The 23,371-nt window shown below is 56.5% G+C and carries 22 protein-coding genes; 16 read left to right on the forward strand and 6 right to left on the reverse strand.

The window, feature by feature from the left end; translation table 11 throughout:
• The first annotated feature begins 378 nt into the window (after positions 1 to 378).
• The 14 genes from agaR to EHO01S_RS07035 all read left to right on the forward strand — a co-directional run bounded on the left by agaR (position 379) and on the right by EHO01S_RS07035 (position 14,905).
• Positions 379 to 1,158 (forward strand): transcriptional repressor AgaR, encoded by a 780-nt coding sequence (gene agaR, locus EHO01S_RS06970; RefSeq protein WP_024523280.1) that lies wholly within the window; start codon positions 379 to 381, stop codon positions 1,156 to 1,158.
• A 50-nt stretch (positions 1,159 to 1,208) separates the two neighbouring features.
• A complete protein-coding gene (kbaZ, locus tag EHO01S_RS06975; RefSeq protein WP_024523281.1) occupies positions 1,209 to 2,489 on the forward strand; it encodes a tagatose-bisphosphate aldolase subunit KbaZ in 1,281 nt (426 codons plus the stop codon).
• A 13-nt stretch (positions 2,490 to 2,502) separates the two neighbouring features.
• Positions 2,503 to 3,699 (forward strand): SIS domain-containing protein, encoded by a 1,197-nt coding sequence (locus EHO01S_RS06980; protein WP_024523282.1) that lies wholly within the window; start codon positions 2,503 to 2,505, stop codon positions 3,697 to 3,699.
• Positions 3,686 to 4,183 (forward strand): PTS N-acetylgalactosamine transporter subunit IIB, encoded by a 498-nt coding sequence (gene agaV, locus EHO01S_RS06985; protein ID WP_024523283.1) that lies wholly within the window; start codon positions 3,686 to 3,688, stop codon positions 4,181 to 4,183. The genes EHO01S_RS06980 and agaV overlap by 14 nt, the downstream gene beginning before the upstream one ends.
• A 54-nt stretch (positions 4,184 to 4,237) precedes the next feature.
• On the forward strand, positions 4,238 to 5,008 hold the full coding sequence (gene agaW / locus EHO01S_RS06990; protein WP_024523284.1) for a PTS N-acetylgalactosamine transporter subunit IIC: 771 nt from the start codon (positions 4,238 to 4,240) through the stop codon (positions 5,006 to 5,008).
• Positions 4,998 to 5,888 carry a PTS system mannose/fructose/sorbose family transporter subunit IID gene (locus EHO01S_RS06995; RefSeq protein WP_024523285.1) on the forward strand — a complete coding sequence of 297 codons (891 nt, stop codon included), beginning with the start codon at positions 4,998 to 5,000 and terminating at the stop codon, positions 5,886 to 5,888. Before agaW ends, EHO01S_RS06995 begins: the two co-directional genes overlap by 11 nt.
• Before the next feature lie 68 nt (positions 5,889 to 5,956).
• Positions 5,957 to 6,397 (forward strand): PTS galactosamine/N-acetylgalactosamine transporter subunit IIA, encoded by a 441-nt coding sequence (gene agaF, locus EHO01S_RS07000; protein WP_024523286.1) that lies wholly within the window; start codon positions 5,957 to 5,959, stop codon positions 6,395 to 6,397.
• A 4-nt stretch (positions 6,398 to 6,401) separates the two neighbouring features.
• The gene (gene nagA, locus EHO01S_RS07005) at positions 6,402 to 7,556 is read left to right on the forward strand and encodes an N-acetylglucosamine-6-phosphate deacetylase (protein ID WP_024523287.1); all 1,155 of its coding nucleotides are present in this window, start codon (positions 6,402 to 6,404) and stop codon (positions 7,554 to 7,556) included.
• Between the two features lie 137 nt (positions 7,557 to 7,693).
• Positions 7,694 to 8,743, forward strand: coding sequence for a glycoside hydrolase family 88/105 protein (locus EHO01S_RS07010; protein WP_024523288.1), 1,050 nt, complete (start codon positions 7,694 to 7,696; stop codon positions 8,741 to 8,743).
• Between the two features lie 192 nt (positions 8,744 to 8,935).
• Positions 8,936 to 10,168, forward strand: a complete 1,233-nt coding sequence (locus EHO01S_RS07015; RefSeq protein WP_024523289.1) for an anaerobic sulfatase maturase — start codon at positions 8,936 to 8,938, stop codon at positions 10,166 to 10,168.
• 14 nt (positions 10,169 to 10,182) lie between these two features.
• Complete coding sequence (locus EHO01S_RS07020; RefSeq protein WP_024523290.1) at positions 10,183 to 11,799, forward strand: sulfatase family protein; 1,617 nt, start codon at positions 10,183 to 10,185, stop codon at positions 11,797 to 11,799.
• Between the two features lie 67 nt (positions 11,800 to 11,866).
• Positions 11,867 to 13,357 carry a DUF2264 domain-containing protein gene (locus EHO01S_RS07025; protein WP_024523291.1) on the forward strand — a complete coding sequence of 497 codons (1,491 nt, stop codon included), beginning with the start codon at positions 11,867 to 11,869 and terminating at the stop codon, positions 13,355 to 13,357.
• 99 nt (positions 13,358 to 13,456) lie between these two features.
• The gene (locus EHO01S_RS07030) at positions 13,457 to 14,311 is read left to right on the forward strand and encodes a tagatose bisphosphate family class II aldolase (protein WP_024523292.1); all 855 of its coding nucleotides are present in this window, start codon (positions 13,457 to 13,459) and stop codon (positions 14,309 to 14,311) included.
• Positions 14,312 to 14,323: 12 nt separating this feature from the next.
• Entirely contained in the window at positions 14,324 to 14,905 is a 582-nt protein-coding gene (locus EHO01S_RS07035; RefSeq protein ID WP_024523293.1) for a DJ-1/PfpI family protein, read from the forward strand.
• Between the two features lie 346 nt (positions 14,906 to 15,251).
• On the opposite strand, the gene yajD is transcribed toward EHO01S_RS07035, so the two are convergent.
• The 3 genes from yajD to EHO01S_RS07050 all read right to left on the reverse strand — a co-directional run bounded on the left by yajD (position 15,252) and on the right by EHO01S_RS07050 (position 18,524).
• Positions 15,252 to 15,599, reverse strand: a complete 348-nt coding sequence (yajD, locus tag EHO01S_RS07040) for an HNH nuclease YajD (protein ID WP_024523294.1) — start codon at positions 15,597 to 15,599, stop codon at positions 15,252 to 15,254.
• A gap of 151 nt (positions 15,600 to 15,750) precedes the next feature.
• Positions 15,751 to 17,421, reverse strand: coding sequence for a methyl-accepting chemotaxis protein (locus EHO01S_RS07045; protein ID WP_024523295.1), 1,671 nt, complete (start codon positions 17,419 to 17,421; stop codon positions 15,751 to 15,753).
• Between the two features lie 200 nt (positions 17,422 to 17,621).
• Positions 17,622 to 18,524, reverse strand: coding sequence for a LysR family transcriptional regulator (locus tag EHO01S_RS07050; RefSeq protein ID WP_024523296.1), 903 nt, complete (start codon positions 18,522 to 18,524; stop codon positions 17,622 to 17,624).
• A gap of 578 nt (positions 18,525 to 19,102) precedes the next feature.
• Here EHO01S_RS07050 and EHO01S_RS07060 point away from each other — a divergent pair.
• Both EHO01S_RS07060 and eco read left to right on the forward strand, forming a co-directional pair.
• Complete coding sequence (locus EHO01S_RS07060) at positions 19,103 to 20,698, forward strand: ABC-F family ATPase (protein WP_024523297.1); 1,596 nt, start codon at positions 19,103 to 19,105, stop codon at positions 20,696 to 20,698.
• A 154-nt stretch (positions 20,699 to 20,852) separates the two neighbouring features.
• Positions 20,853 to 21,356: a serine protease inhibitor ecotin gene (eco, locus tag EHO01S_RS07065; protein ID WP_024523298.1), complete on the forward strand. Its 504-nt coding sequence runs from the start codon at positions 20,853 to 20,855 to the stop codon at positions 21,354 to 21,356.
• Between the two features lie 34 nt (positions 21,357 to 21,390).
• Here eco and EHO01S_RS07070 read toward each other — a convergent pair whose 3' ends face one another.
• The 3 genes from EHO01S_RS07070 to EHO01S_RS07080 form a co-directional block, all read right to left on the reverse strand.
• Positions 21,391 to 21,774, reverse strand: coding sequence for a helix-turn-helix domain-containing protein (locus tag EHO01S_RS07070; protein WP_024523299.1), 384 nt, complete (start codon positions 21,772 to 21,774; stop codon positions 21,391 to 21,393).
• 199 nt (positions 21,775 to 21,973) lie between these two features.
• Entirely contained in the window at positions 21,974 to 22,615 is a 642-nt protein-coding gene (gene leuE / locus EHO01S_RS07075) for a leucine efflux protein LeuE (protein ID WP_024523300.1), read from the reverse strand.
• Positions 22,616 to 22,821: 206 nt separating this feature from the next.
• Positions 22,822 to 23,031 (reverse strand): hypothetical protein, encoded by a 210-nt coding sequence (locus tag EHO01S_RS07080; RefSeq protein WP_024523301.1) that lies wholly within the window; start codon positions 23,029 to 23,031, stop codon positions 22,822 to 22,824.
• Positions 23,032 to 23,371: the final 340 nt, after the last annotated feature.

The raw sequence follows: 23,371 nt of genomic DNA on the forward strand, positions 1-23,371 counted from the left end.
GGAAAGTGCATCATTTTTCCCTTATTCGCTTTTATTTGTTTTTTATTTCATTTTATGCGTAAGTTAACGAAGAATATTGCTTTCGTTTGCTACTCTATAGCCTGGGCAACCTAATGAGGGCGATCGGCACTGTATGCTGCTTGTCGATGATCTCGATGTCGCTCTTCTATCAGCGGATAGACCGCGCCTGTCACCACGCGGGTGACGTTCCGGTTAGGTTGTCGCTATGCTAGCTTTGAAAGTTGGTGGTGGTTATTCGAAAGTTTGTGAAAGCAATCATATTTTTCGGTTGTTTGTGTTGAAAGCAATCGTAATGTTATTAATCTTAGTTCGAGGCCAGTTGAAGCCCGCTTCAACCGGTTTCGTAAGGGGACAAAAGTGAAAGCGGCAGCAATCGAAAGGCGTATGGAAATCTTCAACGTGGTGACCGCTCAAGGGAAAGCTCGCGTTGAGGAGTTAGCCGCAAGATTTAACGTCTCAAGCGTCACTATCCGCAGTGACCTGACCTTTCTGGAGGAGAACGGCTATATCGTGCGTTCGCATGGGGCGGCTATCCCGAATACCGGGGTGATTGCCGAACTGAGCGTCCACGAGAAGCGCCACCGTAATAGCGGTGTGAAATCCCAGATCGGTCTGGCGGCGGCCAAGCTGATTAACAGCGGTGACGCGGTGATTCTGGATTCTGGTACGACGACCCGTGAGATCGCCGGGCACCTTCGGGGCTTGGAGAACGTGGTGGTCATGACTAACGGTCTGGATGTCGCCGTGGAGCTCGTCTCCTCGCCCGGTATCGAGGTAGTGTGTACCGGCGGGGTGTTACGTAAGAGCGCAATGTCTTTTTCAGGTTCGCAGGCCGAAGCCTGCTTGAAGAACTTCTGTTTCGACAAAGTTTTTCTCGGGGTGGATGGATTCGATCTGCGAGCGGGTATCACTACGCACAACGAGCAGGAAGCGAGTCTTAACCGCTTGATGTGTGAGATCTCCGATCAGGTGATCGCGGTTGCCGACTCGACCAAGTTCGGCAAGCGTGGTTACCATATGATTCGGGATTTTGCTGATATCGATATCCTGGTGACGGACTCCGGGGTGCCCGACGATTATGTCGAACGCCTGCGGGAAGCCCACGTCGAAGTGATTATCGCTGAAAAAGAGAAGTGACGCGCTGACTCCACGGTAAACCGGTCCGTGTTTATTGTGGAGTTATTTTGATGCATCAGTTAGCGCAGCTTGTTCAGCGTCACAAGGCCGGTGAGCCGGTCGGTATCTATTCAGTCTGTTCCGCTCATCCGCTGGTTATCGAAGCCGCGATGGAGCAGGCGTTGCAGGATGATTCGCTCCTGCTGATCGAAGCCACCTCTAACCAGGTGGATCAATTCGGCGGTTACACCGGGATGACCCCGGTCGATTTCCGCGACTACGTGTGCCGTCAGGCCGATCTGCTGCAATTCCCGCTTGCCCGCCTGATTTTGGGGGGAGACCATCTCGGCCCCAACCGTTGGCAGCATCTGCCCGCCGCTGAGGCGATGGCCCATGCCGATACCCTGATCGCCGCCTATGTGGCCGCCGGTTTCCAAAAAATCCACCTCGATTGCAGCATGTCCTGCGCCGATGATCCGCTACCGCTGAGCGATGCCATGGTGGCCGAGCGTGCCGCGCGTCTGGCCGCCATCGCCGAGCGCACCGCGCGTGAACAGTTTGGCCGTAGCCAACTGGTGTATGTGATCGGTACTGAAGTTCCGGTACCGGGTGGCGCTAAGGAGCACATCGATACGTTGGAAGTCACCTCACCGCAGGCGGCGCGTCAGACTATCGAATGTCACCGCGAGGCCTTTGCGCGGGCCGGCGTCGCCGACTGCTGGGAGCGGGTGATCGGCCTGGTGGTACAGCCGGGCGTCGAGTTTGACCATACTGGAGTGATCGATTTCCGTCCGCAGCAGGCCCAGGCGCTAAGCCAGGTGTTGGCGGATTACCCGCACCAGGTGTTTGAGGCACACTCGACCGATTACCAGACCGATCAAGCTTATCGTGAGCTGGTGGACAACCATTTTGCCATCCTCAAGGTTGGTCCGGCGCTGACTTTCGCCCTACGTGAGGCGTTGTTCAACCTGTGTCATATCGAAGAAGAAATGTATGCCGCAGAACAGTGCTCTGGCCTGCGCCAGGCCATCGAAACGGCGATGCTGGAGGCCCCGCAGAACTGGCAGAAATATTACAGCGGCAGCGAAGAGCAGGTGCGTTTTGCGCGTCGCTACAGCTTTAGCGATCGCATCCGCTACTACTGGCCGACGCCGGCAGTACAGGCGGCGCAGCAGAAGCTGTTCGACAACCTGACCCAGTCGCCGATCCCTTACCCGCTGCTCAGCCAGTATCTGCCGCGTGAATTCACCGCGGTGCGTGAGGGCAACCTGACGCTGCAACCCGAAGCGTTGGTCAAGGCGCACATTAAACACATTTTATCCGGCTACGCGCAGGCGTGCTTGCGCAACTAATTAGGACGTGACTATGCAACAGTATATGGGATATGACCTGGACGCCTTACAGCGTCTCGGCGCGACATGGACGGCAAAAGAGATCGAACAACAACCGGCTTGCTGGGCGAAGACCCAGCAAATCGTTAGCGACATGCACGCGCAAATCAGCGCCTTCCTGCATCGCGCGCTGGCGGCCGACAATGCGCGGGTGATCTTCACCGGCGCGGGTACCTCCGCCTTCGCCGGGCGTGCGTTGGTGCCGCTGCTGTCACGTTATGTCCCGCGCCGCATGGAGGCGATCGCCACTACCGATCTGGTCTCTTGCCCGCAACAGTATCTGAGCGAAGACGTGCCGACGCTGTTGGTGTCGTTCGCGCGCTCGGGGAATAGCCCGGAGAGCGTGGCGGCATTGCAAGTCGCGTCCGAATGCCTCAGCCAGTGCTATCACTTGGTGCTGACCTGTAACGCCGAAGGGCAGTTGTATCGTTTCTGCCAGGATAGCCTCAACGCCTTGGCGGTGTTGACGCCGGCGGAGACTAACGATCAGTCGCTGGCGATGACCTCCAGCTTCTCCTCAATGATGATGGCGGCAGTTACGATTTTTGCCGGCCTTGATAAATATTCGAAAGATATCGAAGAATTTTGTAAAAAAAGTGCGGATTGGTTCAAACAAATAAACCAGCAATTTGTGGATAATATCCGGGCTGGGCAGTATCAGCGTGTTATCTACCTGGGAAGCGGAGGATTACAGGGATTGGCTCAGGAATCGGCACTGAAAGTGCTGGAGTTAACGTCAGGCAGAATCGCTGCCATGTACGACTCCCCATTGGGATTCCGCCATGGACCGAAGGCAATAGTTAACAGTGAAACATTAATCTTTGTTTTTATTTCCAACGATCCTTATACGCGTAAGTATGATCTCGATCTGTTGCAAGAACTACGCAATGATAATGTTGCCAAGGAAATTATTGCCGTCTCCGCTTATAGCGAGCATGCCGTCACTGCCGGTCGGCATATTATCGTGCCAGGCGTAGCACAAAGCGATGACATTGGACTGTTGTTTGCTTATTTGATGTTGGCGCAAGCATTTGCATTCCATAATTCAATCGCCGTTGGCAATTCACCGGACAACCCTTCACCTACCGGGGAAATTAATCGGGTTGTACAAGGTGTTACTATTTATGGTTTTGAAAAATCACTCGAAGGGAAAATATATGAATCAGCCTAATATTGTCTGGACTCGTATCGATGAGCGTTTACTACACGGGCAAATCCGTATTACCTGGGGTAAACATACTGAGGCCAATCTGATTCTGGTTGCCAACGATGAAGCGGCCGAAGGCGATAGCGCGGCATTCATGCAAGCGGGCATGAAAGCCTCTGCTGGCGGTGAATATGAGGTACGCTTCTTTACTATTCAGAAAACCATCGATGTGATTCATAAGGCCGCAGCGCGCCAGAAAATTTTTATTCTGTGCAATAACCCAAGCGATGTCGCACGTTTGGTCGAAGGCGGTGTGCCGATTAAACATTGCAATATCGGCAATATGCATTTCCATGAAGGTAAACGGCAGATCGCGAAGACCGTATCGGTCGATGATAAGGATCTGGATGCTTTCCGTCGTATGATCGATTTGGGCGTCAGCTGTACCGTACAAAATACACCTGACCAATCTCCCATCGATATTATGACTCTGGCGAAAAGCGCCTAATTCAATGGGGGGATTGCTTCCCCCGTTGTAACTCTGCGGTTGAGGAATATATTTATGGTCTTTGAAGCGACGCTCGTTGCCATTTGGGCATTCTTATGCGGTATCGATAAATACGATGTGGCATTAAATATTCACCGCCCATTAATTACCGGCCCGGTGGTTGGGTTAATTATGGGAAATATGGAAATTGGTTTGATCGCCGGTGCCACGTTGGAGCTGGCTTGGTTGGGTCTGGTGCCGAACGCCGGGGCGCAGCCACCGGATGTCACCATGGGGACCATCGCCGCCGTGGCGTTTGCGGTGATGACGGGTCAGTCACCGGAAGTGGCGATGGGGGTCGGCATGCCGATCGCCGTACTGATGCAGATGATCGTCATCGGTTTCTTCGCCCTGACCGCGTTTACCATGGGGAAAGCGGACGAGTATGCCGAGCAGGCGGATGCCGGCGGGATATCGCGCTTGCTGATCGGCACGATCGTCACGCGCTCGATGCTCTACTTTGTTATCGCTTTCGCCACCGTCTACTTCGGTGAGCATGCGGCGGAATGGATCGACAAGAATACACCGAAAGCGCTGTTGGAAGGCCTGGGCATCGGCGCCAAGATGGTTCCGGCTATCGGTTTCGCCATGTTGCTGAAAATCATGTGGTCTAAAGAAATGGCAGGGGTGTTCTTTATCGGTTTCGTGATGACCACCTACCTCAAGCTGCCGATCATGGCCGTGGCGATCCTCGGCGCCTCCATCGCCGTGTTGTACTACTTCTTCAGCGGTAACAAGTCCAATTCACAGCAGCAGGTTAAAGAGGAATTCGAAGATGGCATCTGAAGTCATTATCTCTCCGGCGCAGGAAGAAACACGTAAGGCCGCCAGCCTGGTGGACAACGTGGATGCTTATCAAGATGGTGAAGTCCGCAAGGTGATCACCAAGAAGGATCTGTGGAAGTGCGCGTTCCGCGGGCTGTTCATGGAAGGTAACTTCAACTTCGAACGTATGCAGGGTGGGGGTTTTGCCTACTCGATGATCCCGGCACTGAAGAAGATCCACGGCAATAACCGCGCGGATTTGGCCAAGTCGCTGAAGAACCATCTGCAATTCTTTAACGCCAGTCCGAAACTGTTCACCTTCCTGCTGGGTACAGCCATCGCGATGGAGGAGAACAAAGAGAAGCCGTCTACCATCAACGTGATGAAGGTAGCGGGTATGGGCCCGACCGGCGGGATCGGCGACGCTATCGACCATATGACGTTGATGCCGTTGACGTTGGCGCTAGGCGCATCCATCGCCATCGACGGCTCCATCGCCGGTCCGTTCGTGTTCTTCATTCTGTATCAGATCGTCCACTTCCTGGTCTATTTCGGCCTGATGTTTATGGGCTACCGCGCCGGGACGGCGGCGATGGTGAGCATGAGCGATGCCACCGAGAAGCTGGCACGTGCCGCCAACATCATGGGTATCTTTGTCATCGGGGCGTTGTGCGCCACCTTTATCCGCTTCAGTACCACGGCGTCGATAGAGTTGGGCGGCAAGACGGTGGATCTCCAGAGTGCCTTGTTCGACAAGATCATGCCAAACATGCTGCCGTTGCTGTTGGTCTTCTTCATGTTCCGCATGGTGAAGGGAACCGGCTTCTGGGCTAAGCCACCGGTGCTGATCTTCTCGACGTTGGCGGCCGGCGTCGTCGGCCACCTGCTGGGTATTCTGTAATCGTCACTCCCCGCACCATCATCAAGGAGCGGGGAGTCTACCAATGAGTCAGTTGTAAGGGTTATTTCATGATTGGTCTTGTCATTTCCGGTCACATCCATTTCGCCAGCGGCATGGCTTCCGCGGTACGCGCCATCGCCGGCGAACAGCCGCAGATGCGTTTTATCGACTTCGTTGAGTCCATGTCTACCGATGATCTGGAGGCGGCACTGCGCCAGGCAGCCGATGAGGTGGACGGGGGCGACGGCGTCTTGTTCCTGACCGACCTGCCAGGCGGCTCCCCCTGTAACCGCGCGCTGAATGTGCTGATGAGCCGCGAGGGCGTTGAGGTACTGGCCGGCGTTAACTTGCCGATGATCGCCAATGCCGCCTTCGAGCGCGATGGCGCGAGCCTAGCGGAGTTAGTGGCGATCCTGCAAGAGATCGGCGCCAGCAGCGTACAGAACATGCGCCAGACGCTGGAAGCCGTCATGGCACCAGCCGAGTGTGAAGCGAGCGACGGACTGTAAGATGATGCCGATTGCCTATCTGGCCGACCGGGTGTTTACCCCGCGCGGCATAGAGCGCGATGTCGCCGTGCTGGTCGAGGATGGCATCATCACCGGCGTCGGCCCGACAATCCCGCCGGGCGCACAGGTGGTGCGCTTGGCCGGTCATACGCTTTGGCCGGGATTGATCGACATGCATATTCACGGCCGCGCTGGTGCCGATGTGATGGATGCGACGCCGCAGGCCCTGCAAACCATCGCCGATGCGTTACCGCAGTGCGGGGTGGTGGCGTGGGTGGGTACCACCGTCAGCGCGCCGCAGCAGGATGTCTGCCAGGCGTTGCAACAGGTTGGGGCGTTTGTCGCCGCAGGGCAACGGCATGGCGCCCGCCTGCTGGGAAGTTTCCTCGAGGGGCCGCATTTTACCGCGCCTTATCGGGGGTCCCACCCCGAAACCTTCCTGCGCGAACCGGATGCCGACGCGTTGGAGGCATTGTGGCAGGCTAGCGACGGCACCCTGTTGCGTGCAGCCCTGGCACCGGAATCGGAGACGGCGCTCCAGGCTATCGCCTGGTGGCGCGCGCGCGGTGTCAAGGTGGGCATCGCCCATACCGCGGCCAATTTTACCCAGGTACAGCGCGCGCACGCCTTAGGCGCCGATTGCGGCGTTCATCTGTATAACGGCATGTCTGGGTTACATCATCGTGAACCGGGTTGCTGTGGGGCGGTGCTTTATTTAGACATGCTGTCCGAATTGATCGCCGATGGGATCCACGTTCACCCGGTGATGCTCAACCTGGCCTATCGTTGCAAGGGCTATCGGCATATCGCGCTGATCACCGATTGCATGCGTGCCGGCGGACTGGGCGAGGGGCGTTATCGGCTCGGCGCTCAGGAGATCAACGTGCGTAACGGTGAGGCGCGTACTGACGATGGTTCGTTAGCCGGCAGTACCTGTAGCTTGGATCAGGCGGTGCGCAACATGGTCAATCTGGCCGGCGTGCCGGTCTGGGAGGCTGTGCAGATGGCCTCGGCGGTCCCGGCCGCCTACCTCGGTCTGGCGCAGCGTTTGGGCGAAATCCGCAGCGGCGCGCTGGCGAACTTTACCGTGGTGGATGAGGCGATGACGGTGGTGGAAACCTATATTAACGGCGAGTGCGCCTACCGGCGTTCGGTCTAACGCGTGACGGGCCGGGCGAGGGCGACGGCGCGATACATTACAACCAGGGAGGGTCATGCCCGGCATGGCCACCGCTAATCAGTGGCCCGCAGGGGAGTCGTCCGATAAGGGCGTGCGGGCCCAGTGAGGATAAGGCAATGAGTGCGATAACACGTGAAGAGATCCTGGCAGACATGCTGCGGGTTTACCGCTATCAGGCGGCCAATCAGACGCGCAGCGTGGTACGCCGCAGCGGCAAGACGCGCTTCATCAAGGATACCGATTGGGAGCGCGGGGTATTTTGGTCTTGTGTCGCCGCAGCCTGGCAGGCGACCGGCGATAACATCTATCTCGATGGGGTGATGAACTACACCCTGCATACCGGTTTCCGTACCGGTCCTAATGCCCGTTTCGCCGATGACATGGTGTGTTGTCAGGCCTATTTGGATGTCTATCCCCAGGTCGAGCAGCCGGAAGCATTGGAGCCGACCATCAAGGCGTTGAGCCAGATGGTGGATGAGCCGCGCCCGGGTCGTGAGGATTGGTGGTGGTGCGACGCGCTGTTCATGGCACCGCCGGCCTTCGCCGCGCTCAGTGCGCGTACCGGCGATAGCCGTTACGTCGACTATATGGATGTCGCCTTCTGGGATGCCGTCGAGCATCTGTACGATCCCGAGAGCGGCCTGTTCTATCGCGACTACCGTTATATTCCCGATGGACAGGGCGGCGAGTTGCGTGAAGAGAATGGCGAGAAGGTGTTTTGGAGTCGGGGCAACGGCTGGGTATTGGCCGCCGTGCCACGTATCCTGGCGCATCTGCCTGCGCATCATCCGAGCCGCGCGCGTTACCTGGCGTTGTTTAGCGATTTGGCGGCAGCGGTAAGCGATTACCAGCAAGCCGATGGCCTGTGGCGCACCAGTATGCGCGATCCCGCACGCTTCCCGGCGGCGGAGAGTAGCGCCGCGGCGTTATTCTGCTATGGGCTGGCTTGGGGGATTGCGCAGGGGCTGCTGGCGCGTGAACGTTATCTGCCGATCGTCGAGCGTGCCTGGACGGCGTTGCAGGGTTGTATCCAGCCAAATGGCATGTTGGGTTGGGTGCAGTTACCCGCCTTCAACCCGCGCGATGTACAGCGAGAGCACAACATCGATTACGGTGCGGGAGCCTATCTGCTGGCGGGCAGTGCGATGTTAGCGCTTTACGCCTGATCCCCTCATCGTCGCCACTGACGCCCGACCCAGGTCGGGCGTTCTTTCACCCCCTTTCGTTGTTATGCGGCCTCTGCGCTTACTGTGTTCGCCTTTGCTTTCGATTTTTTTCGATACTGTGATTTTACGCAGCGTATCTTTGCTTTCACTTTCGTAAAATAAGAAACATCGTTTTAAATTGGGGTGTTTCTCATGTCGCGTTCTCCCTCCGCGCCGCAAGCGCATTTTCATATGATGGCCAAGCCGGCGAGTTATCGTTGCAACTTGCGCTGTCACTACTGCTTCTACCTGGAGAAGGAGACGGTGGTGCCGCAACAGGCAGGCGCGCGCGCGGCGGAGACGATGAGCGATGCCACACTGCGCCGTTATGTGCGCGACTATATTCAGTCGCACGCGGGCGATCAGGTCGATTTCGCTTGGCAGGGCGGTGAACCGATGCTGGCGGGATTGCCGTTTTACCAGCAGGCGGTGGCCTACCAGAAGAAGTATGCCGACGGTAAGACCATCACCAACAGCTTTCAGACTAACGGTATCGCCATCAATAGCCAGTGGGCCGACTTCTTTGCCGAGCAGCAGTTCCTGATTGGTATCTCGGTGGATGGCTTGGCCGCGGTGCATAACCGTTATCGTATCGCCGCTCAGGGACAACCCACTTTCGATCGCGTCTGTCGCGCGATCGAAACCTTGCGTAACCACCAGGTGGCGTTCAATACCTTGACGGTGGTGAATGATCAGAACTGGGACAAAGGCCGCCAGACCTATGAGGCGCTCAAGGCGCTGGGGTCGACGTTCATGCAGTTTATCCCGCTGGTGGAGGTCGATGCGGCCATCGGTTGTAGCCAGGGGCGTCACTATTCGCCGCCTGCGTCGCCGACGATGGCGCCATTTAGCGTGCCGGCGCATGGCTATGGTCAATTTATGAGCGACGTCTTTGACGCCTGGGTCACCCAGGATGTGGGGCGTTATTACGTGCGAGAGTTCGACAGTCTACTCGGGGTATGGATGGGCTATCCCGCCTCGACCTGTGTACAGGCGGCGACCTGTGGTCAGGCGCTGATCATCGAAGCCAGCGGTGATGTTTACAGCTGCGACCATTTCGTCTATCCCGCTAACCGTTTGGGTAACATCGCCGATACACCTCTGGTGAAGTTAGCGACCTCGACGCGCCAGCAGCGTTTCGGTCAGGCCAAACAGGATAAGCTGACGACGCGCTGTCAACAGTGTCCGGTACGTCCGCTCTGTCATGGCGGCTGTCCTAAACATCGCATCATGGGCTTGCCCGATGAGCGCCAGCGGCACAATTACCTGTGTCCCTCCTACTTGCACTTTTTTACTCATACCGCCCAGGCGATGCAGATGATGCAGGCGGTGATCCGGCGCGGCGGTGTGGCGGCGGATGTGATGCCTTTACTTAAGCATGCATAATAACGGAGTTGGCAATGACGTTTTTCAGTAGCAAGAAGAAGCAGTTGGCGGGGTTGGTAGCCGCGGCCTGCCTGTGCGGCGCCGCAACCACGCAGGCGGCCCCTACGGCGGAGGCGAAGCGCCCCAACGTCCTGTTGGTGATCATGGACGATCTGGGTACGGGACAACTGGATTTTGCGTTGGATGCGCTGGACCCTAAGGCGTTAGCGCAGCGTCCCGTCGCCACGCGCTATCAGGGCGATCTGGATAAGATGATCGATGCGGCGCGTCGGGCCATGCCCAACGTGGCTCAGTTGGCAAACCAAGGGGTGAAGATGACGAACGCCTTCGTCGCCCATCCCGTGTGCGGCCCGTCGCGCGCTGGCATCTTTACCGGTCGTTACCCGGCCAGTTTCGGAACCTACAGTAACGATGATGCGTTGCTCGGGGTACCGTTGGATATCAAACTGCTGCCTGCACTGTTCCAAGAAAACGGCTATGCGACCGCCAATATCGGCAAGTGGCACAACGCGCGTATCGAAAAGAAAAATTATATCGATAAGGCCGATCAGACCCGTGACTATCACGACAACATGATCTCCATCAGCGCACCGGGCTACGGGCCGGAGGAGCGTGGCTTCGATTACTCCTACAGCTACTATGCCTCCGGGGCGGCGCTGTGGAACTCGCCGGCCATCTGGCAAAACGGCAAGAATATCGCCGCACCGGGCTACCTGACCCATAACCTGACCAACGAAACCTTGAAGTTCCTCGATGAGAATAAGGGAAAACCCTTCTTTATCAGCCTGGCCTACAGCGTTCCGCACATCCCGTTGGAGCAGGCTTCACCGGCGCGCTACATGGATAAATTCGCCACCGGCAATGTCGAGGCGGACAAATACTTCGCCGCCATCAACGCCGCGGATGAAGGCATCGGTGAGATCATCGCACGCCTGAAAGCGCTTGGTGAGCTGGATAATACGCTGATTTTCTTTATTTCCGATAACGGGGCAGTGCATGAGTCGCCGATGCCGCTCAACGGTATGGATCGTGGCTTCAAGGGACAGATGTTTAACGGTGGGGTGCATGTTCCCTTCATCGCCTACTGGCCGAAACACATTCCGGCCGGGACGCAGAGTAACGTGATGGTCAGCGCCATCGACATCCTGCCGACGGCGCTGAAGGCTGCCGGGATCACCATTCCCGACAGCATGAAGGTGGACGGGCGCGACATCCTGCCGCAGTTGAGCGGCAAGGCGCAGACCTCGCCGCACCGTTACTTGTACTGGGCCGGCCCGGGGGCCAAGCATTACAGCGAAGAGAACCAGCCGTTCTGGTTCGACTACTGGAAGTGGATCAGCTATGAGGCACCGCAGCCACCGAAGAACCCCAATCTTGAAAAGCTTTCTCCCTCATCGTGGGCGGTGCGCGACGGGGAGTGGACGCTCTACTTCTATGACGACGGTAGCGACAAGGTTCAACTGTTTAACGATCGCCTCGACCCGGCCGAATCACAGGATCTGGCGGCTAAATACCCGCAGCGCGTGGCCGAGATGAAAGCGGCCTACCATGCCTGGATCAAGACCAAGCCGAAGCCGGTCGCCTGGGGACAGGATCGCTACCATATCTTGGAGCAGTCTGCCCGCGGTTAAGCTCTGTATCGGGGCAGCGTCATGCACGCTGCCCCTTTTTTTGACTTTTTTCAGCGAAGGAACCGAAATGGCGCAAAAGAAAATCGACGGCGCGCCGCGTCCGCTCATCCCCTACGAACATCCCGATGCGCAGATGTATTTGCGCTTACTGCGTGAACGCCTGATCCGCCTGCGCTGGCGTAAGCGGGCCTACACGCGTAACGACGCCGCCCTGCGGGCCTGTTTTGCCGACGATAGCCGGCCGTTGGAGCAGCAGTGCGACATGCTGGTGCGCTATGTCGCCGAGGCGTTTGTCCACTATGCAGTATGGGATTACAGCCACGCCTACTACCCAGGGCGCCCCAGCCAGCAGAATGCGCGCACCGATGCGATGGAGGGATGCAGCCGGGTTCTGCCGACGCTGGCCGCTTGGTTGCACGGCGCGCTCAGCCAGGCGAAGGGCAGTGTATTGAGCGGGCTGAATGGCCAACGCTGGGATATCGCTGATCTACTGAGCCGGGCCTTTCTGGCCGGCACCGATCCGGCACATCCCGGTTATTGGGGGACGCTGCATGATTACGATCAGCGCATCTGTGAGAGCGCCGATCTGGCATTGGCGCTATGGCTGAGTAAGCGCTGGGTGTGGGCGCATTACGATGCGCGCCAACGTGAACAGATCCTGGCTTGGTTCGCGCAGGTGCCGGCACGGCAGACGGTAGACAACAATTGGCATTTGTTCGGGTTAACGGTCGAGATGGTATTACGCGATCTGCGCGGTGAGGGGGAGGTCGATCAGCAAAAATACCAACGTATTAAGGAATTCCATGTCGGCGAAGGTTGGTTCCGTGATGGCGCACGCGGCAACTATGACTATTACAATGCCTGGGGTTTCCATTACTCCCTGTATTGGCTAAATCAGATCGATCCACAATTCGATCGGGCCTTTATTCAGCAGGCCTTGCAGCAGTTTAACGCGGGTTATCGCCATCTGCTTACCCCCCAGGGCATCGCCTTCTTCGGACGTAGCGCCTGTTATCGTCTGGCCGCCGCCGCACCGCTACTGGCCGAGGCCAGCCAAACACCCACGCCCGCCACCCTTGGCGTCGCCAAACGGGCGTTGGCCTCGACACTACGCTACTTCATCGCCAACGGCGCGATGCGCGCCGGCGCGCCGACCCAAGGGCTGTTCGCCGACGATGCCCGCCTGGTGGACAACTACAGCGGACCGGCCAGCAGCTTCTGGTCGCTGCGCGCCTTGAATATTGCCTTGTACAGCGCGCCACAAAACGGGTTATGGCAAGTGCCGGAACAGCCATTGCCGATCGAGCAGGCGGATTTTTCCTTGTGTATCGAAGCGACGGGGATGCAGGTGTTTGGCTGTCGCGAGACGGGCGAAAGCGTGGTGGTGTTCCGCCATGACTATACCCAGGAACAGACACCGCTTAGCCGTCGCTTGAGCCGCCAACGGCCATGGCCGTGGCTATTGGAACGTCTGACTGGGCGCGCCGAGCGGCCAAAAAACAACCTGCTGCGAAAAGGGGTCACCTGCTATAGTTCGAAAATGGATCTTTACTTTTAGTTTCGCCGGGTGGAGTCACACTTTTATTGTCTTTTGAATGTTTTCTTTGTTTTATTTTAATGATTAAATGAAAGCAGATGAAGATGCGGAGGTGTGACGATGTTTTTGGTTTCTTCCCGGGATATGTTGCTGCAAGCGCAGGCCAGGGGCTACGCCGTACCGGCGTTTAACATTCATAACCTGGAGACCATCCAGGTGATCGCCAAGACGGCGGCACAAATGGGCTCTCCGGTGATCCTGGCGGGAACGCCGGGCACCTTTAGTTATGCCGGCGTTGCTTACCTGGTCGATATCTGCCGCGAGGCGGCACGTGAATACCGTATTCCGTTGGCGCTCCATCTGGATCATCATGAATCCTATGAGGATATCTGTGCCAAGGTGGCGAGTGGCGTCAAGTCGGCGATGATCGATGCCTCGCATCATAGCTTTGCCGATAACGTGGCGTTGACACGTCAGGTGGTGGAGTATTGCCATCGCCTGGATTGTACCGTCGAGGCCGAATTGGGACGCCTGGTCGGTCAGGAAGATGATCTGGTGGTCGACGCGGCACACGGTAGCTATACCGATCCGACCCTGGCAGCCGAGTTCGCGCAAACCACCGGCATCGACTCGCTGGCGATCGCCATCGGTACCGCTCATGGCATGTATAAAGAGGCTCCGCGCCTGGACTTCGATCGTCTGGCGCAGATCCGTCGCCAGACCGAGATTCCGCTGGTGCTGCACGGCGCCTCCGGTATTCCGGATCAGGACGTGGCGCGTTGCGTGTCGCTGGGGATCTGTAAGGTCAACGTCGCTACCGAGTTGAAGATCGCCTTCTCCGACGCGGTGAAGGCTTACTTCGCCAGCCATCCTAACGCCAATGACATGCGCCATTACATGGAGCCAGGTAAGGCCGCGATGCAACAGGTGGTCGAACATAAGATCCGTATCTGCGGCAGTGCCGGACAGTTGTAAGAGGAGATGAGCATGACGAAGCGCGTTGCCGTACTGCTGGCGCATGGTTTTGAAGAGGGCGAGGCGGTGGTGTTTATCGACATCATGCGTCGTCTGGACATTCAGGTCGATATCCTCTCGTGCGAAGAAAGCCTGGCATTGAATAGCTATTTTGCCACGCCGATCCAGGCCGATGCCTTATTGGCCGATCGCCAAGAGACCCTGTATGACGCGGTGATGATGCCGGGAGGGCCTCAGGGCACCGACCGCCTCAACGCCAACGTGCAGGTCTTGGCGTTCTTGCGTCGTCACATCGCCGCCGATAAGTATATCTGCGCGTTGTGCTCCTCCGGCGCCAAGGTGTTGGCGGCGCACGGCTTACTGGCGGGCCGACGCTATAGCACCGGGGATAAGTTGGCGGAGCGTTTCGCCGACGGCGAGTATGTCGATCGCGACGTGGTGGTCGATGGCCGCTTCATCTCGGCCAAAGGGCTGGGGGTGAGCTTTGAATTCGCCTTTACCGTGGCACGCCACTTATTGGCTGACAATGTTGCTAAGGTTGATGCTCAGGCCAGCCATATCTATTTTCGTCGTTGGCCGTTGTCTGACGATTAACCGTTTGCCGAAGCGTTGTTAGGGGTAATTTTGACTGTGGCGGTATCACCGACGGTGATACCGTTTTTTTTTGCGCGCACGTACTTATCCTCGGATGAGCGCTGCGTGTTGTTATGTTTCGTTTGCTTTTCAGTATGGGGCATGATGGGGGCAGACGGTAATCCATCGCAGGTCGATTAGCGTGTTTACGCCCGCCGCCATCGCGTCAACGATACGCCGCGCGCACTGATCGCGCGAGGAAAGGTAGGGAGCCCGCATTACAACGGTGGACGCCCGGGCGCGAATGCACCCGGCTACTGCCGCCCTCGCTGAGAGGGGGACGCGTGGAGCGCGTCCCCCGTCACGGTTATTTCTTTCCTGCCATCCGGCTTTTCAGATCGGCAAAGGGGTTATAGGTGGCGACGCCGACGTCCTGCTGGGCATCCTCACCCGCGACCACCTGGCTGCCATATTCATCGGCCTCGGTATACTTAGCGTGCTCATGATCATGACAATACAGGCACAACAACTCCCAGTTGCTGCCATCGGCCGGGTTATTGGTGTGATCGTGATCGAGATGGTGTACCGTCAGTTCCCGCAGGTTGGAGTAGACGAATTCGCGGGCACAGCGGCCACAGACCCAGGGAAATAGTTTCAGGGCTTGCTCACGGTAACCGCTTTCCAAGCGGGCATAGTTTTTCGGGATGATGGCCATGAGGCTCTCTCGCTAGCTGACAATAGAAGTCCCTATGGTAAGGCAAAGCGGCCAGCTAATCACCTGTGTCGCTACGGCGGTGCGTTAGCGGTGGAGACGCGTTAGCGAGTTTGTTGGCGGCATGCCGTGTGGCATGCCGCGGTGAGGGCGATTAAAAAGTATCCCAGTTATCGTCGTCTGAGCTCTCCCGTGCCGGAAGCGGCGATTTTTTGGGTGCCGCCGGTAGCGGGCCGGCGCTTGATGCGGTGGCGCTGCTAGCGATGACGCTTTCTTGCGAGGTGATCTTGAATTGGGCGACCGTCTGGTTTAAGCGATCGGCCTGCTCTTCCAACGCGCCGGCGGCGGCGGCGGATTGTTCGACCAGGGCAGCGTTCTGCTGCGTTACCTTATCCATCTCGTTGATGGCCTGAGCGATTTGGGCGATACCACGACTCTGCTCCTCCGAGGCCGACGAGATCTCCTGCATCGTGTCGGCGATATGGTGCACGGAGGTGACGATGTCGCCCATCGACTGGCTCACATTCTCTACCAGCTGATTGCCTTGCTCGACACGGCTGACAGAGGCGTCGATTAGCCCTTTGATCTCCTTGGCGGCTTGAGCGCTGCGCTGTGCCAGGTTGCGAACCTCACCGGCGACCACGGCGAAACCGCGTCCCTGTTCGCCGGCCCGGGCGGCTTCGACGGCGGCATTGAGCGCCAAGATGTTGGTTTGGAAGGCGATGCCATCGATCACCCCGGTGATGTCGCCTATTTTGCGTGAACTTTCCGCGATTTCGGTCATGGTGCTGACCATTTTACGCGTGATCTCACCGCCATTGACGGCGATGGCGGAGGCTTTCTGTACCAGCTCGGTGGCTTCTCGAGCGCTCTCGGCGTTGTTTTTCACCGTACTGGAGATCTGCTCCATGCTAGAGGCGGTCTCTTCCAGGGAGCTGGCCTGCTCTTCGGTACGGCTAGAGAGATCGTTGTTACCGGCAGCAATCTCCTGAACCCCGGTGAAGATATGATTGGTGCCATTGCGTACCGCGCCGACCATGTGTGCCAACTCGTCTCGCATATGGCGCAGTCCCTGCATCAGTTGGCTGATCTCGGTATCGCCACGCGTCTGGATGTCGATGGCCAGATTGCCATGTGCGATCTCGGCCTGGTAGGCGATCACTTGTTGAATGCGGGCGATGATGTAGCGTTGAACCCAATACATGACCAGCACGGTGATCGCGATGAACAGCAGCATAAAGCCGATGGTCAGCGGGATGATTTGATGGTAGTTGGCGGAGGCCGCCTGTGACGCTGGTTGGATGATCTGCTTGGCGACATAGTCGGAGGCCTCATCCAGGGAGGACATGAAGCCGCTGCTGGAATGGTTCTGCAAGATGCTTTGGAAGCCGTTGATGTCGTTATTCTGAAGGTGTTCGATCATCGCCACCAGATCGGCGCGCGCCTTGCTATATAATCCCTTGACCTTCTCGGCGCGTCCGTTGTCATGGCCACTGTCGTGGGATAGGGTGTAGAAGTTTTCCATTTCCTGATCGACGTCGGTCAGGCGCTGCGGCAAATTATTGAGCGAGGTTCTTGCGTTAGCATCGTTGCCGTGTGCGCTCAACGCCAAGGCATCTTTCATGATCTCTTCACGGATTTGGGTGATCGAGGCATAGGCGCGGTCCATGGCCATAATTTGGTTAAATCCCCGCGAGATCTCATCCAGGCGGGTATCGGTAGTGGAAGCATCGCGTAGGCTCCAAATACCGGAAAAGATCTGTAGGCCGCAGAATAGCGCGAGCACGGCCATCAGACCCCGTGAAATTTTTAAGCGTTCGAACATGGTGTAACCTGTTATAAACAGAATGGGAAAACTACCGATCGAGCCAATGGATCGGAATTAAGGTGTTATTACTGTCGGAAGAGCAAGTAAAAACTTTAATGTTTTCGCTAATTAATTAAATCGCCCCTCCGCTCAGTCGGTGGAAGCGCAGCGCGCAGTACGACGGCAGAACAGCGTACTGCGGCAAGGGGAGAGCGTGGTTAAGCGTAGCCTAAGGTGCGGCGTAATTCACCGTTCAGCAGGCGTTCGCGCCACCATTGCATGGCGCGTCCGCTCTTGGCAGCCTGCCACCCGACATAGGCGATCTCATGGGCGGGATGAAAGCTGAGTGGACAGGCAATCAGGGTTTGCTGCGCCAGATAACGTTGTGCGATATGACAGGGCAGATAACCGAAGCCGACACCATTAAGTAACAGACTGATTTGGCAGTAGATATCGTAAACGATGAGCGGCGCGTGCAGCGTCTCTGTTGTCGTCTCGCCAGCCTGACGGCCAAGCCGATCCCCCATCTCAATGGCGCGGTGTTGGCTGAGCTGGGCGCGGGTGAGCGGCGTGGTGGCGTGGATGAGTGGGTGGCCGGGGGCGACGACCAGCAGACTCTCGATGCTGCCGAGCGCTTGGTAGACGTAGCCTTCGCGCTCGGGGAGCCGTGCGGCGGTACCGATGATGATATCCGCGCCGTCATCGCGGCCTTCTAGGCCCGTATGCGCTAGGCGTGAGGGAGCGAGGTGTAGGCGGGTATGACGATGTTGATTGAGGAAGGCCTCAATCGCCGGGTGGAGGATTTCCGGCAGCGTATAGCCCTCCAAGGCGACGACGATCTCCGTTTCCCAGCCCGATTCGAGCAGTATCGCTTGTTGTTCTAATGCCTGCGCTTCACTTAACAGATGGCGTCCCTTGTCAAGGATAATCCGCCCGGCCCGGGTGAAGCGCGCGCGATGTCCGCTGCGATCGAGCAGCTGTAAATTTAGGTTACTTTCCAGCTTTTGTACCATATAGCTCAGAGCCGCCGGCGTTTTATAGAGCGATTGGGCCGCCGCGGCGAAACTGCCGTGACGCTCTAACGCATCCAGGATCAGGAGTACCTCAAGATTTATCCGCATAATCCGTTGCCCCCGGTGTCGATGGTCAGGGAGCGGCGGCGGGGCGGATGGATCGTCGCGCCTAACTCTTTTTTATCCCAGTAACGCAGTAACCCTAAAAAAATTGCCATAACGTAATGCCAGTTATTTTTCATATATGCCTTTGCATAGCTATTCATATATTTGCGGAGAGAAATTTCCCCTAGGCTAAATAGATATCGGCTAGCGGTTTATTATTTGACCTTATTGATTAATGTTTATCACTTAATGGGTTTTATTGGTGTTTGGTGTTAAATTAAGAAATATCCTTTTCATGTTGATAATTTCATTCCGGGCATGGGAGTCTACTTCCGGCGGTAACAGCCGACGTTATAAAGTATGTCGTCATTTTCACCCGGAATTTTAACGTTAATTTTATCGTAAGGCGTATCGGGCTGATATTTGATGAATGAATGCCCTGTGTTTATTGCGTTACAGGCGAGGCGCGCCGTGTCGCCGCCTGTACGGCAGCACGAGGATCCAGGCGACAATGGACGACATTTGCGCCGCAATTGTGGCATAATGTGAGCAAAATCACGTTAACCTATTGAGATCGCGCTGTGCTGATAAGTAACAACATCACCATGCAGTTTGGCAGTAAGCCCTTGTTTGAAAATATTTCGGTCAAATTCGGCGGCGGTAACCGCTACGGTTTGATCGGGGCGAACGGCTGCGGGAAGTCTACCTTGATGAAGATCCTGGGAGGCGATCTGCAACCGACCGCCGGTAATGTCGCGTTAGATCCGAATGAGCGTCTGGGTAAGTTGCGCCAGGATCAGTTCGCCTTTGAGCAATATAGTGTCATCGATACCGTTATCATGGGGCATCAGGAGCTGTGGGCGGTCAAGGAGGAGCGTGATCGCATCTATGCACTGGCCGAGATGAGCGAAGAAGAGGGGTATCGCGTCGCCGATCTGGAAGTCGCTTATGGCGAAATGGACGGTTACAGCGCCGAGGCGCGCGCCGGTGAGTTGTTGCTGGGGGTCGGTATTCCCGTCGAACAGCATTATGGGCCGATGAGTGAAGTCGCGCCCGGCTGGAAACTGCGCGTATTGTTGGCGCAGGCGTTATTCGCCGATCCGGATATTTTGTTGCTTGACGAACCAACCAACAACCTGGATATCGACACCATCCGTTGGTTAGAGACGGTGCTCAATGAGCGCAACAGCACCATGATCATCATCTCGCATGACCGTCATTTCCTCAACATGGTATGTACCCACATGGCCGATCTGGACTATGGTGAGTTGCGCATCTATCCCGGTAATTACGATGATTATATGACCGCCGCGACCCAGGCGCGTGAGCGTCTGCTGGCCGATAATGCCAAGAAGAAGGCGCAGATCGCCGAGCTGCAATCCTTCGTTAGCCGCTTTAGCGCCAACGCCTCTAAGTCGCGTCAGGCTACCTCGCGAGCCCGCCAGATCGAGAAGATTAAACTGGATGATATCAAAGCCTCCAGCCGGCAAAATCCGTTTATTCGTTTTGAGCAAGAGAAGAAGTTGTTCCGTAACGCCCTGGAGCTAACGGATCTGAGCAAGGGGTTCGATAATGGCCCGCTATTCAGCGGATTGAAGCTGTTGCTGGAGGCGGGCGAAAAGGTCGCGGTGCTGGGGACTAACGGGGTCGGTAAGTCAACCCTGTTGAAGACGCTGGTCGGCGATTTGACGCCAGACGGTGGCACGGTCAAATGGGCCGAAAACGCGCAGATCGGTTACTACGCCCAGGATCACGAATATGAATTCGAGCAGGATATGACGCTGTTCGACTGGATGAGTCAGTGGCGTCAAGAGGGGGACGACGAGCAGGCGGTGCGCGGTTTCCTTGGCCGTCTGTTGTTCAGCCAAGAAGATATCAAGAAGTCGGTCAAGGTGTTGTCCGGCGGGGAGAAGGGACGTTTGCTGTTCGGTAAGCTGATGATGCGTCGTCCCAATGTGCTGGTGATGGATGAACCGACCAACCATATGGATATGGAGTCCATCGAGGCGTTGAACATCGCGCTGGAGCTGTATCAGGGCACCCTGATTTTCGTCTCTCATGACCGTGAGTTTGTCAGCTCGTTAGCGACCCGGGTCATCGAGATCACCCCGCAGAAGGTAATCGACTTTGGCGGTGGTTACGAAGATTATCTGCGTAGCAAAGGCATCGACGAATAAACATTACGGCCCTCACGGGCCGTTTTTTTTGGTGCCTGTCATTCTGGCTGACGTAGGATCTTTTGCCTCCAGCCCGTTGTCGGAATAAGCCGATGGGGGGAAGTGGGGGAGTGTGTTAGTCTGGAGCCGAGATAGCCTAAACAAGGATTTGATGATGAAGACATTCTCCATGATGATGGCCGGTATGTTGCTTGCGGCCTCCTCTGCCGCCGCCTGGGCCGACTCGACGGATCTGAGCCGCCAACCGTTGGATAAAATCGCCCCTTATCCGCAAGCGGAGGCGGGGATGACGCGTCAGGTGATCTACTTGCCGCCGCGCGCGGACGAAGCGGATCTGCGCGTTGAGTTGCTGATTGGCAAGACACTATCGGTGGATTGTAACCGTCAGCGCCTGATGGGCGAGTTGGACAGTAAGACCCTCGAAGGATGGGGCTATGACTATCTGGTGATGGAGAAGGTCACGGGGCCGGTGGGCACGATGATGGCCTGTCCAGACAATCAGCGTCGTGAGGCATTTGTCACGGTGCATCTCGGCGATGAGGCCTTGCAACGCTATAACAGCAAGTTGCCGCTGGTGGTCTATGTCCCGCAAGGGGTACAGGTGAAGTACCGTATCTGGCAGGCTCAGGCGCAGGTACAGGATGCGCTGAGCAAATAAAACGTGGCCGCGCCCCGCGCTAGCGAGGGCGCACTTAAATCGGCGCCAGCTGTGGTCCTACGTGGCGCTCGCCTCCTTGCCCTTCTGCGCGCTGGCGATAACTGCCTGGCGAAGTGCCATAACGGCGCTTAAAGGCACGGCTAAAGGTCTGCTGGCTGTCAAAACCATATTGCAGCGTAATCTCCATGATTTTCTTATTGCTGCGCTGCAACTCAGCCGCCGCACGGATCAGGCGGCGTCGACGGACGTAGGCGGCCAGATTATATCCCGTCACCTCCTTGAATAGACGTTGCAGATACCATTTTGAGTACCCCGCACGCTCGGCGATATCGTCGATCAGAATGCGTTTATCCAGATTCTGCTCTATCCACTGAATTAATGCATCAACCAAGAGCTGGTGTTGTCCTTGGGTCGTCATTGGCAATCCCTCCATCGCAGGCATTCGTTGAGCCGACTTTTATGTTAGCGGAACAAAAATAGAGAGACTTATACAAAAACTAAGGCTTCTTCTTGTTTTGTAAAGAAATGCCAGCGAGGTGTTTCCAGGCGTAATAATCGGCGCAATAAGAAGAGAATGTGAAGCGGGCGGAGAGGAGGGCCTCTCCGCGCGTAGCGGATCAGGCGGTTGCGCTGGCCAGCTTACTGGCGAATCCGAGGAACATCATCCCGACCAGGGAGTTACCTAGACGTGCCAGACGCTGCTTCTGGCCGAGGAAATGTGCCAGAGCGGCACCGGAAAAGATCAAGAAGCTCATGTAGCAGATGCTGATGCACTCCAGGATTGTCGCCAAGATCAGGAACGATAACCCGGTATGAGCGTAGTTTAAGTCGATAAACTGTACGAAAAAAGAGACATAGAACAGGATCGACTTGGGATTAGTCAGACTCAGGGTCAGTGCCTTACGGAACGTATGGCTGACCTCGATACGCGCCTCTCCCTCGGCGGGTGTGTCGCGCCGACGTAGCGTAGAATAGAGGATTTTAATCCCCAGATAGAGAAGATACAGAGCCCCGAGCATTTTGATCAGGTTGAACAGGAACGGCGAGGAGCGGATTAACGAGGCGATCCCGAGATAGGCCAGAAAGATCAATACCCCGTCGCCGATCAACACCGCGCTGGCGGCTTTATAGCCTTCGCGTACGCCGCCGGTGATCCCGGTCTTTAGTACGAACAGCGTGTTGGGGCCGGGAACCAGGATGATAAATACCGCACCCAGGACATACGTCCAGATATTGAGTACGCCAAAGCTTTCTAACACATCAACCTCTTTCTAATAAGTAAATTATATGGGATTGGGGCCATAACAGCGGCTGAATATTCTACACATTTTATTCGACGAATGGCAGAGGAGCACGCCGAGTCATTTACTCGGGAACCTGAGTGGCGCATAACCGACGCTCGCCGGCCTCATGCGGGCCAGTGGGGACAGCGGCGTCGAGCCTATAACGAGATCAGCGTACGGGCTTACTTGGTGCAGCTATCGACGCTGGTCAGGTAGTAGGTGCTATGCAGATCGATCATCGATGCCAGGCGCGCATTAGCCATCATCATCGCTTTGGGACGCGATTCGGCGCTGATGACAAAGGCGCCTTGCTCTTTACTGGCGGTGGTTTTCCCCGTTTTTTCCTCTGTTAACGTGAGAATATGGTCATAACGACATAAAAACTGTTGCATGCGGTAGCCTCAAATCAACTGTGTGTACAAAGCGGGACGCAAGATCCCTGAACGCGGAACATAACACCGCGTGAAATAGGTCGGATGTGCCGTACGCCACGCCGGGCAAGCGGGGGCGTCGACGGATATGGGGGAAAAATTTATTTTTATTTACCATATCGTTAGCTGAATTTTCAGCCTACATCCGACTGTCTGACGTCACAGCGACGTCTTTATGGTTAGTGTAGACATTATTACCTGTGCGAACATATAGATTTGTGAAAACTGTTGCAACTCATTAGCACATCCTGCGTGTTTCTCGCTCGTCGCGTACGCCTGAGCTTACATCCTTGGCTATGCT

Source organism: Edwardsiella hoshinae NBRC 105699 = ATCC 33379 (assembly GCF_000474215.1).
In the GTDB taxonomy this organism is placed as follows: Bacteria; Pseudomonadota; Gammaproteobacteria; order Enterobacterales; family Enterobacteriaceae; genus Edwardsiella; species Edwardsiella hoshinae.

Bases quoted from the DNA above. Each gene is read 5' to 3' on its own strand.
- kbaZ (WP_024523281.1), top strand. From the start codon at position 1,209: ATGCATCAGTTAGCGCAGCTTGTTCAGCGTCACAAGGCCGGTGAGCCG.
- EHO01S_RS06980 (WP_024523282.1), top strand. From the start codon at position 2,503: ATGCAACAGTATATGGGATATGACCTGGACGCCTTACAGCGTCTCGGC.
- agaV (WP_024523283.1), top strand. From the start codon at position 3,686: ATGAATCAGCCTAATATTGTCTGGACTCGTATCGATGAGCGTTTACTA.
- agaW (WP_024523284.1), top strand. From the start codon at position 4,238: ATGGTCTTTGAAGCGACGCTCGTTGCCATTTGGGCATTCTTATGCGGT.
- EHO01S_RS06995 (WP_024523285.1), top strand. From the start codon at position 4,998: ATGGCATCTGAAGTCATTATCTCTCCGGCGCAGGAAGAAACACGTAAG.
- agaF (WP_024523286.1), top strand. From the start codon at position 5,957: ATGATTGGTCTTGTCATTTCCGGTCACATCCATTTCGCCAGCGGCATG.
- nagA (WP_024523287.1), top strand. From the start codon at position 6,402: ATGCCGATTGCCTATCTGGCCGACCGGGTGTTTACCCCGCGCGGCATA.
- EHO01S_RS07010 (WP_024523288.1), top strand. From the start codon at position 7,694: ATGAGTGCGATAACACGTGAAGAGATCCTGGCAGACATGCTGCGGGTT.
- EHO01S_RS07015 (WP_024523289.1), top strand. From the start codon at position 8,936: ATGTCGCGTTCTCCCTCCGCGCCGCAAGCGCATTTTCATATGATGGCC.
- EHO01S_RS07020 (WP_024523290.1), top strand. From the start codon at position 10,183: ATGACGTTTTTCAGTAGCAAGAAGAAGCAGTTGGCGGGGTTGGTAGCC.
- EHO01S_RS07025 (WP_024523291.1), top strand. From the start codon at position 11,867: ATGGCGCAAAAGAAAATCGACGGCGCGCCGCGTCCGCTCATCCCCTAC.
- EHO01S_RS07030 (WP_024523292.1), top strand. From the start codon at position 13,457: ATGTTTTTGGTTTCTTCCCGGGATATGTTGCTGCAAGCGCAGGCCAGG.
- EHO01S_RS07035 (WP_024523293.1), top strand. From the start codon at position 14,324: ATGACGAAGCGCGTTGCCGTACTGCTGGCGCATGGTTTTGAAGAGGGC.
- yajD (WP_024523294.1), bottom strand. From the start codon at position 15,599: ATGGCCATCATCCCGAAAAACTATGCCCGCTTGGAAAGCGGTTACCGT.
- EHO01S_RS07045 (WP_024523295.1), bottom strand. From the start codon at position 17,421: ATGTTCGAACGCTTAAAAATTTCACGGGGTCTGATGGCCGTGCTCGCG.
- EHO01S_RS07050 (WP_024523296.1), bottom strand. From the start codon at position 18,524: ATGCGGATAAATCTTGAGGTACTCCTGATCCTGGATGCGTTAGAGCGT.
- eco (WP_024523298.1), top strand. From the start codon at position 20,853: ATGAAGACATTCTCCATGATGATGGCCGGTATGTTGCTTGCGGCCTCC.
- EHO01S_RS07070 (WP_024523299.1), bottom strand. From the start codon at position 21,774: ATGACGACCCAAGGACAACACCAGCTCTTGGTTGATGCATTAATTCAG.
- EHO01S_RS07080 (WP_024523301.1), bottom strand. From the start codon at position 23,031: ATGCAACAGTTTTTATGTCGTTATGACCATATTCTCACGTTAACAGAG.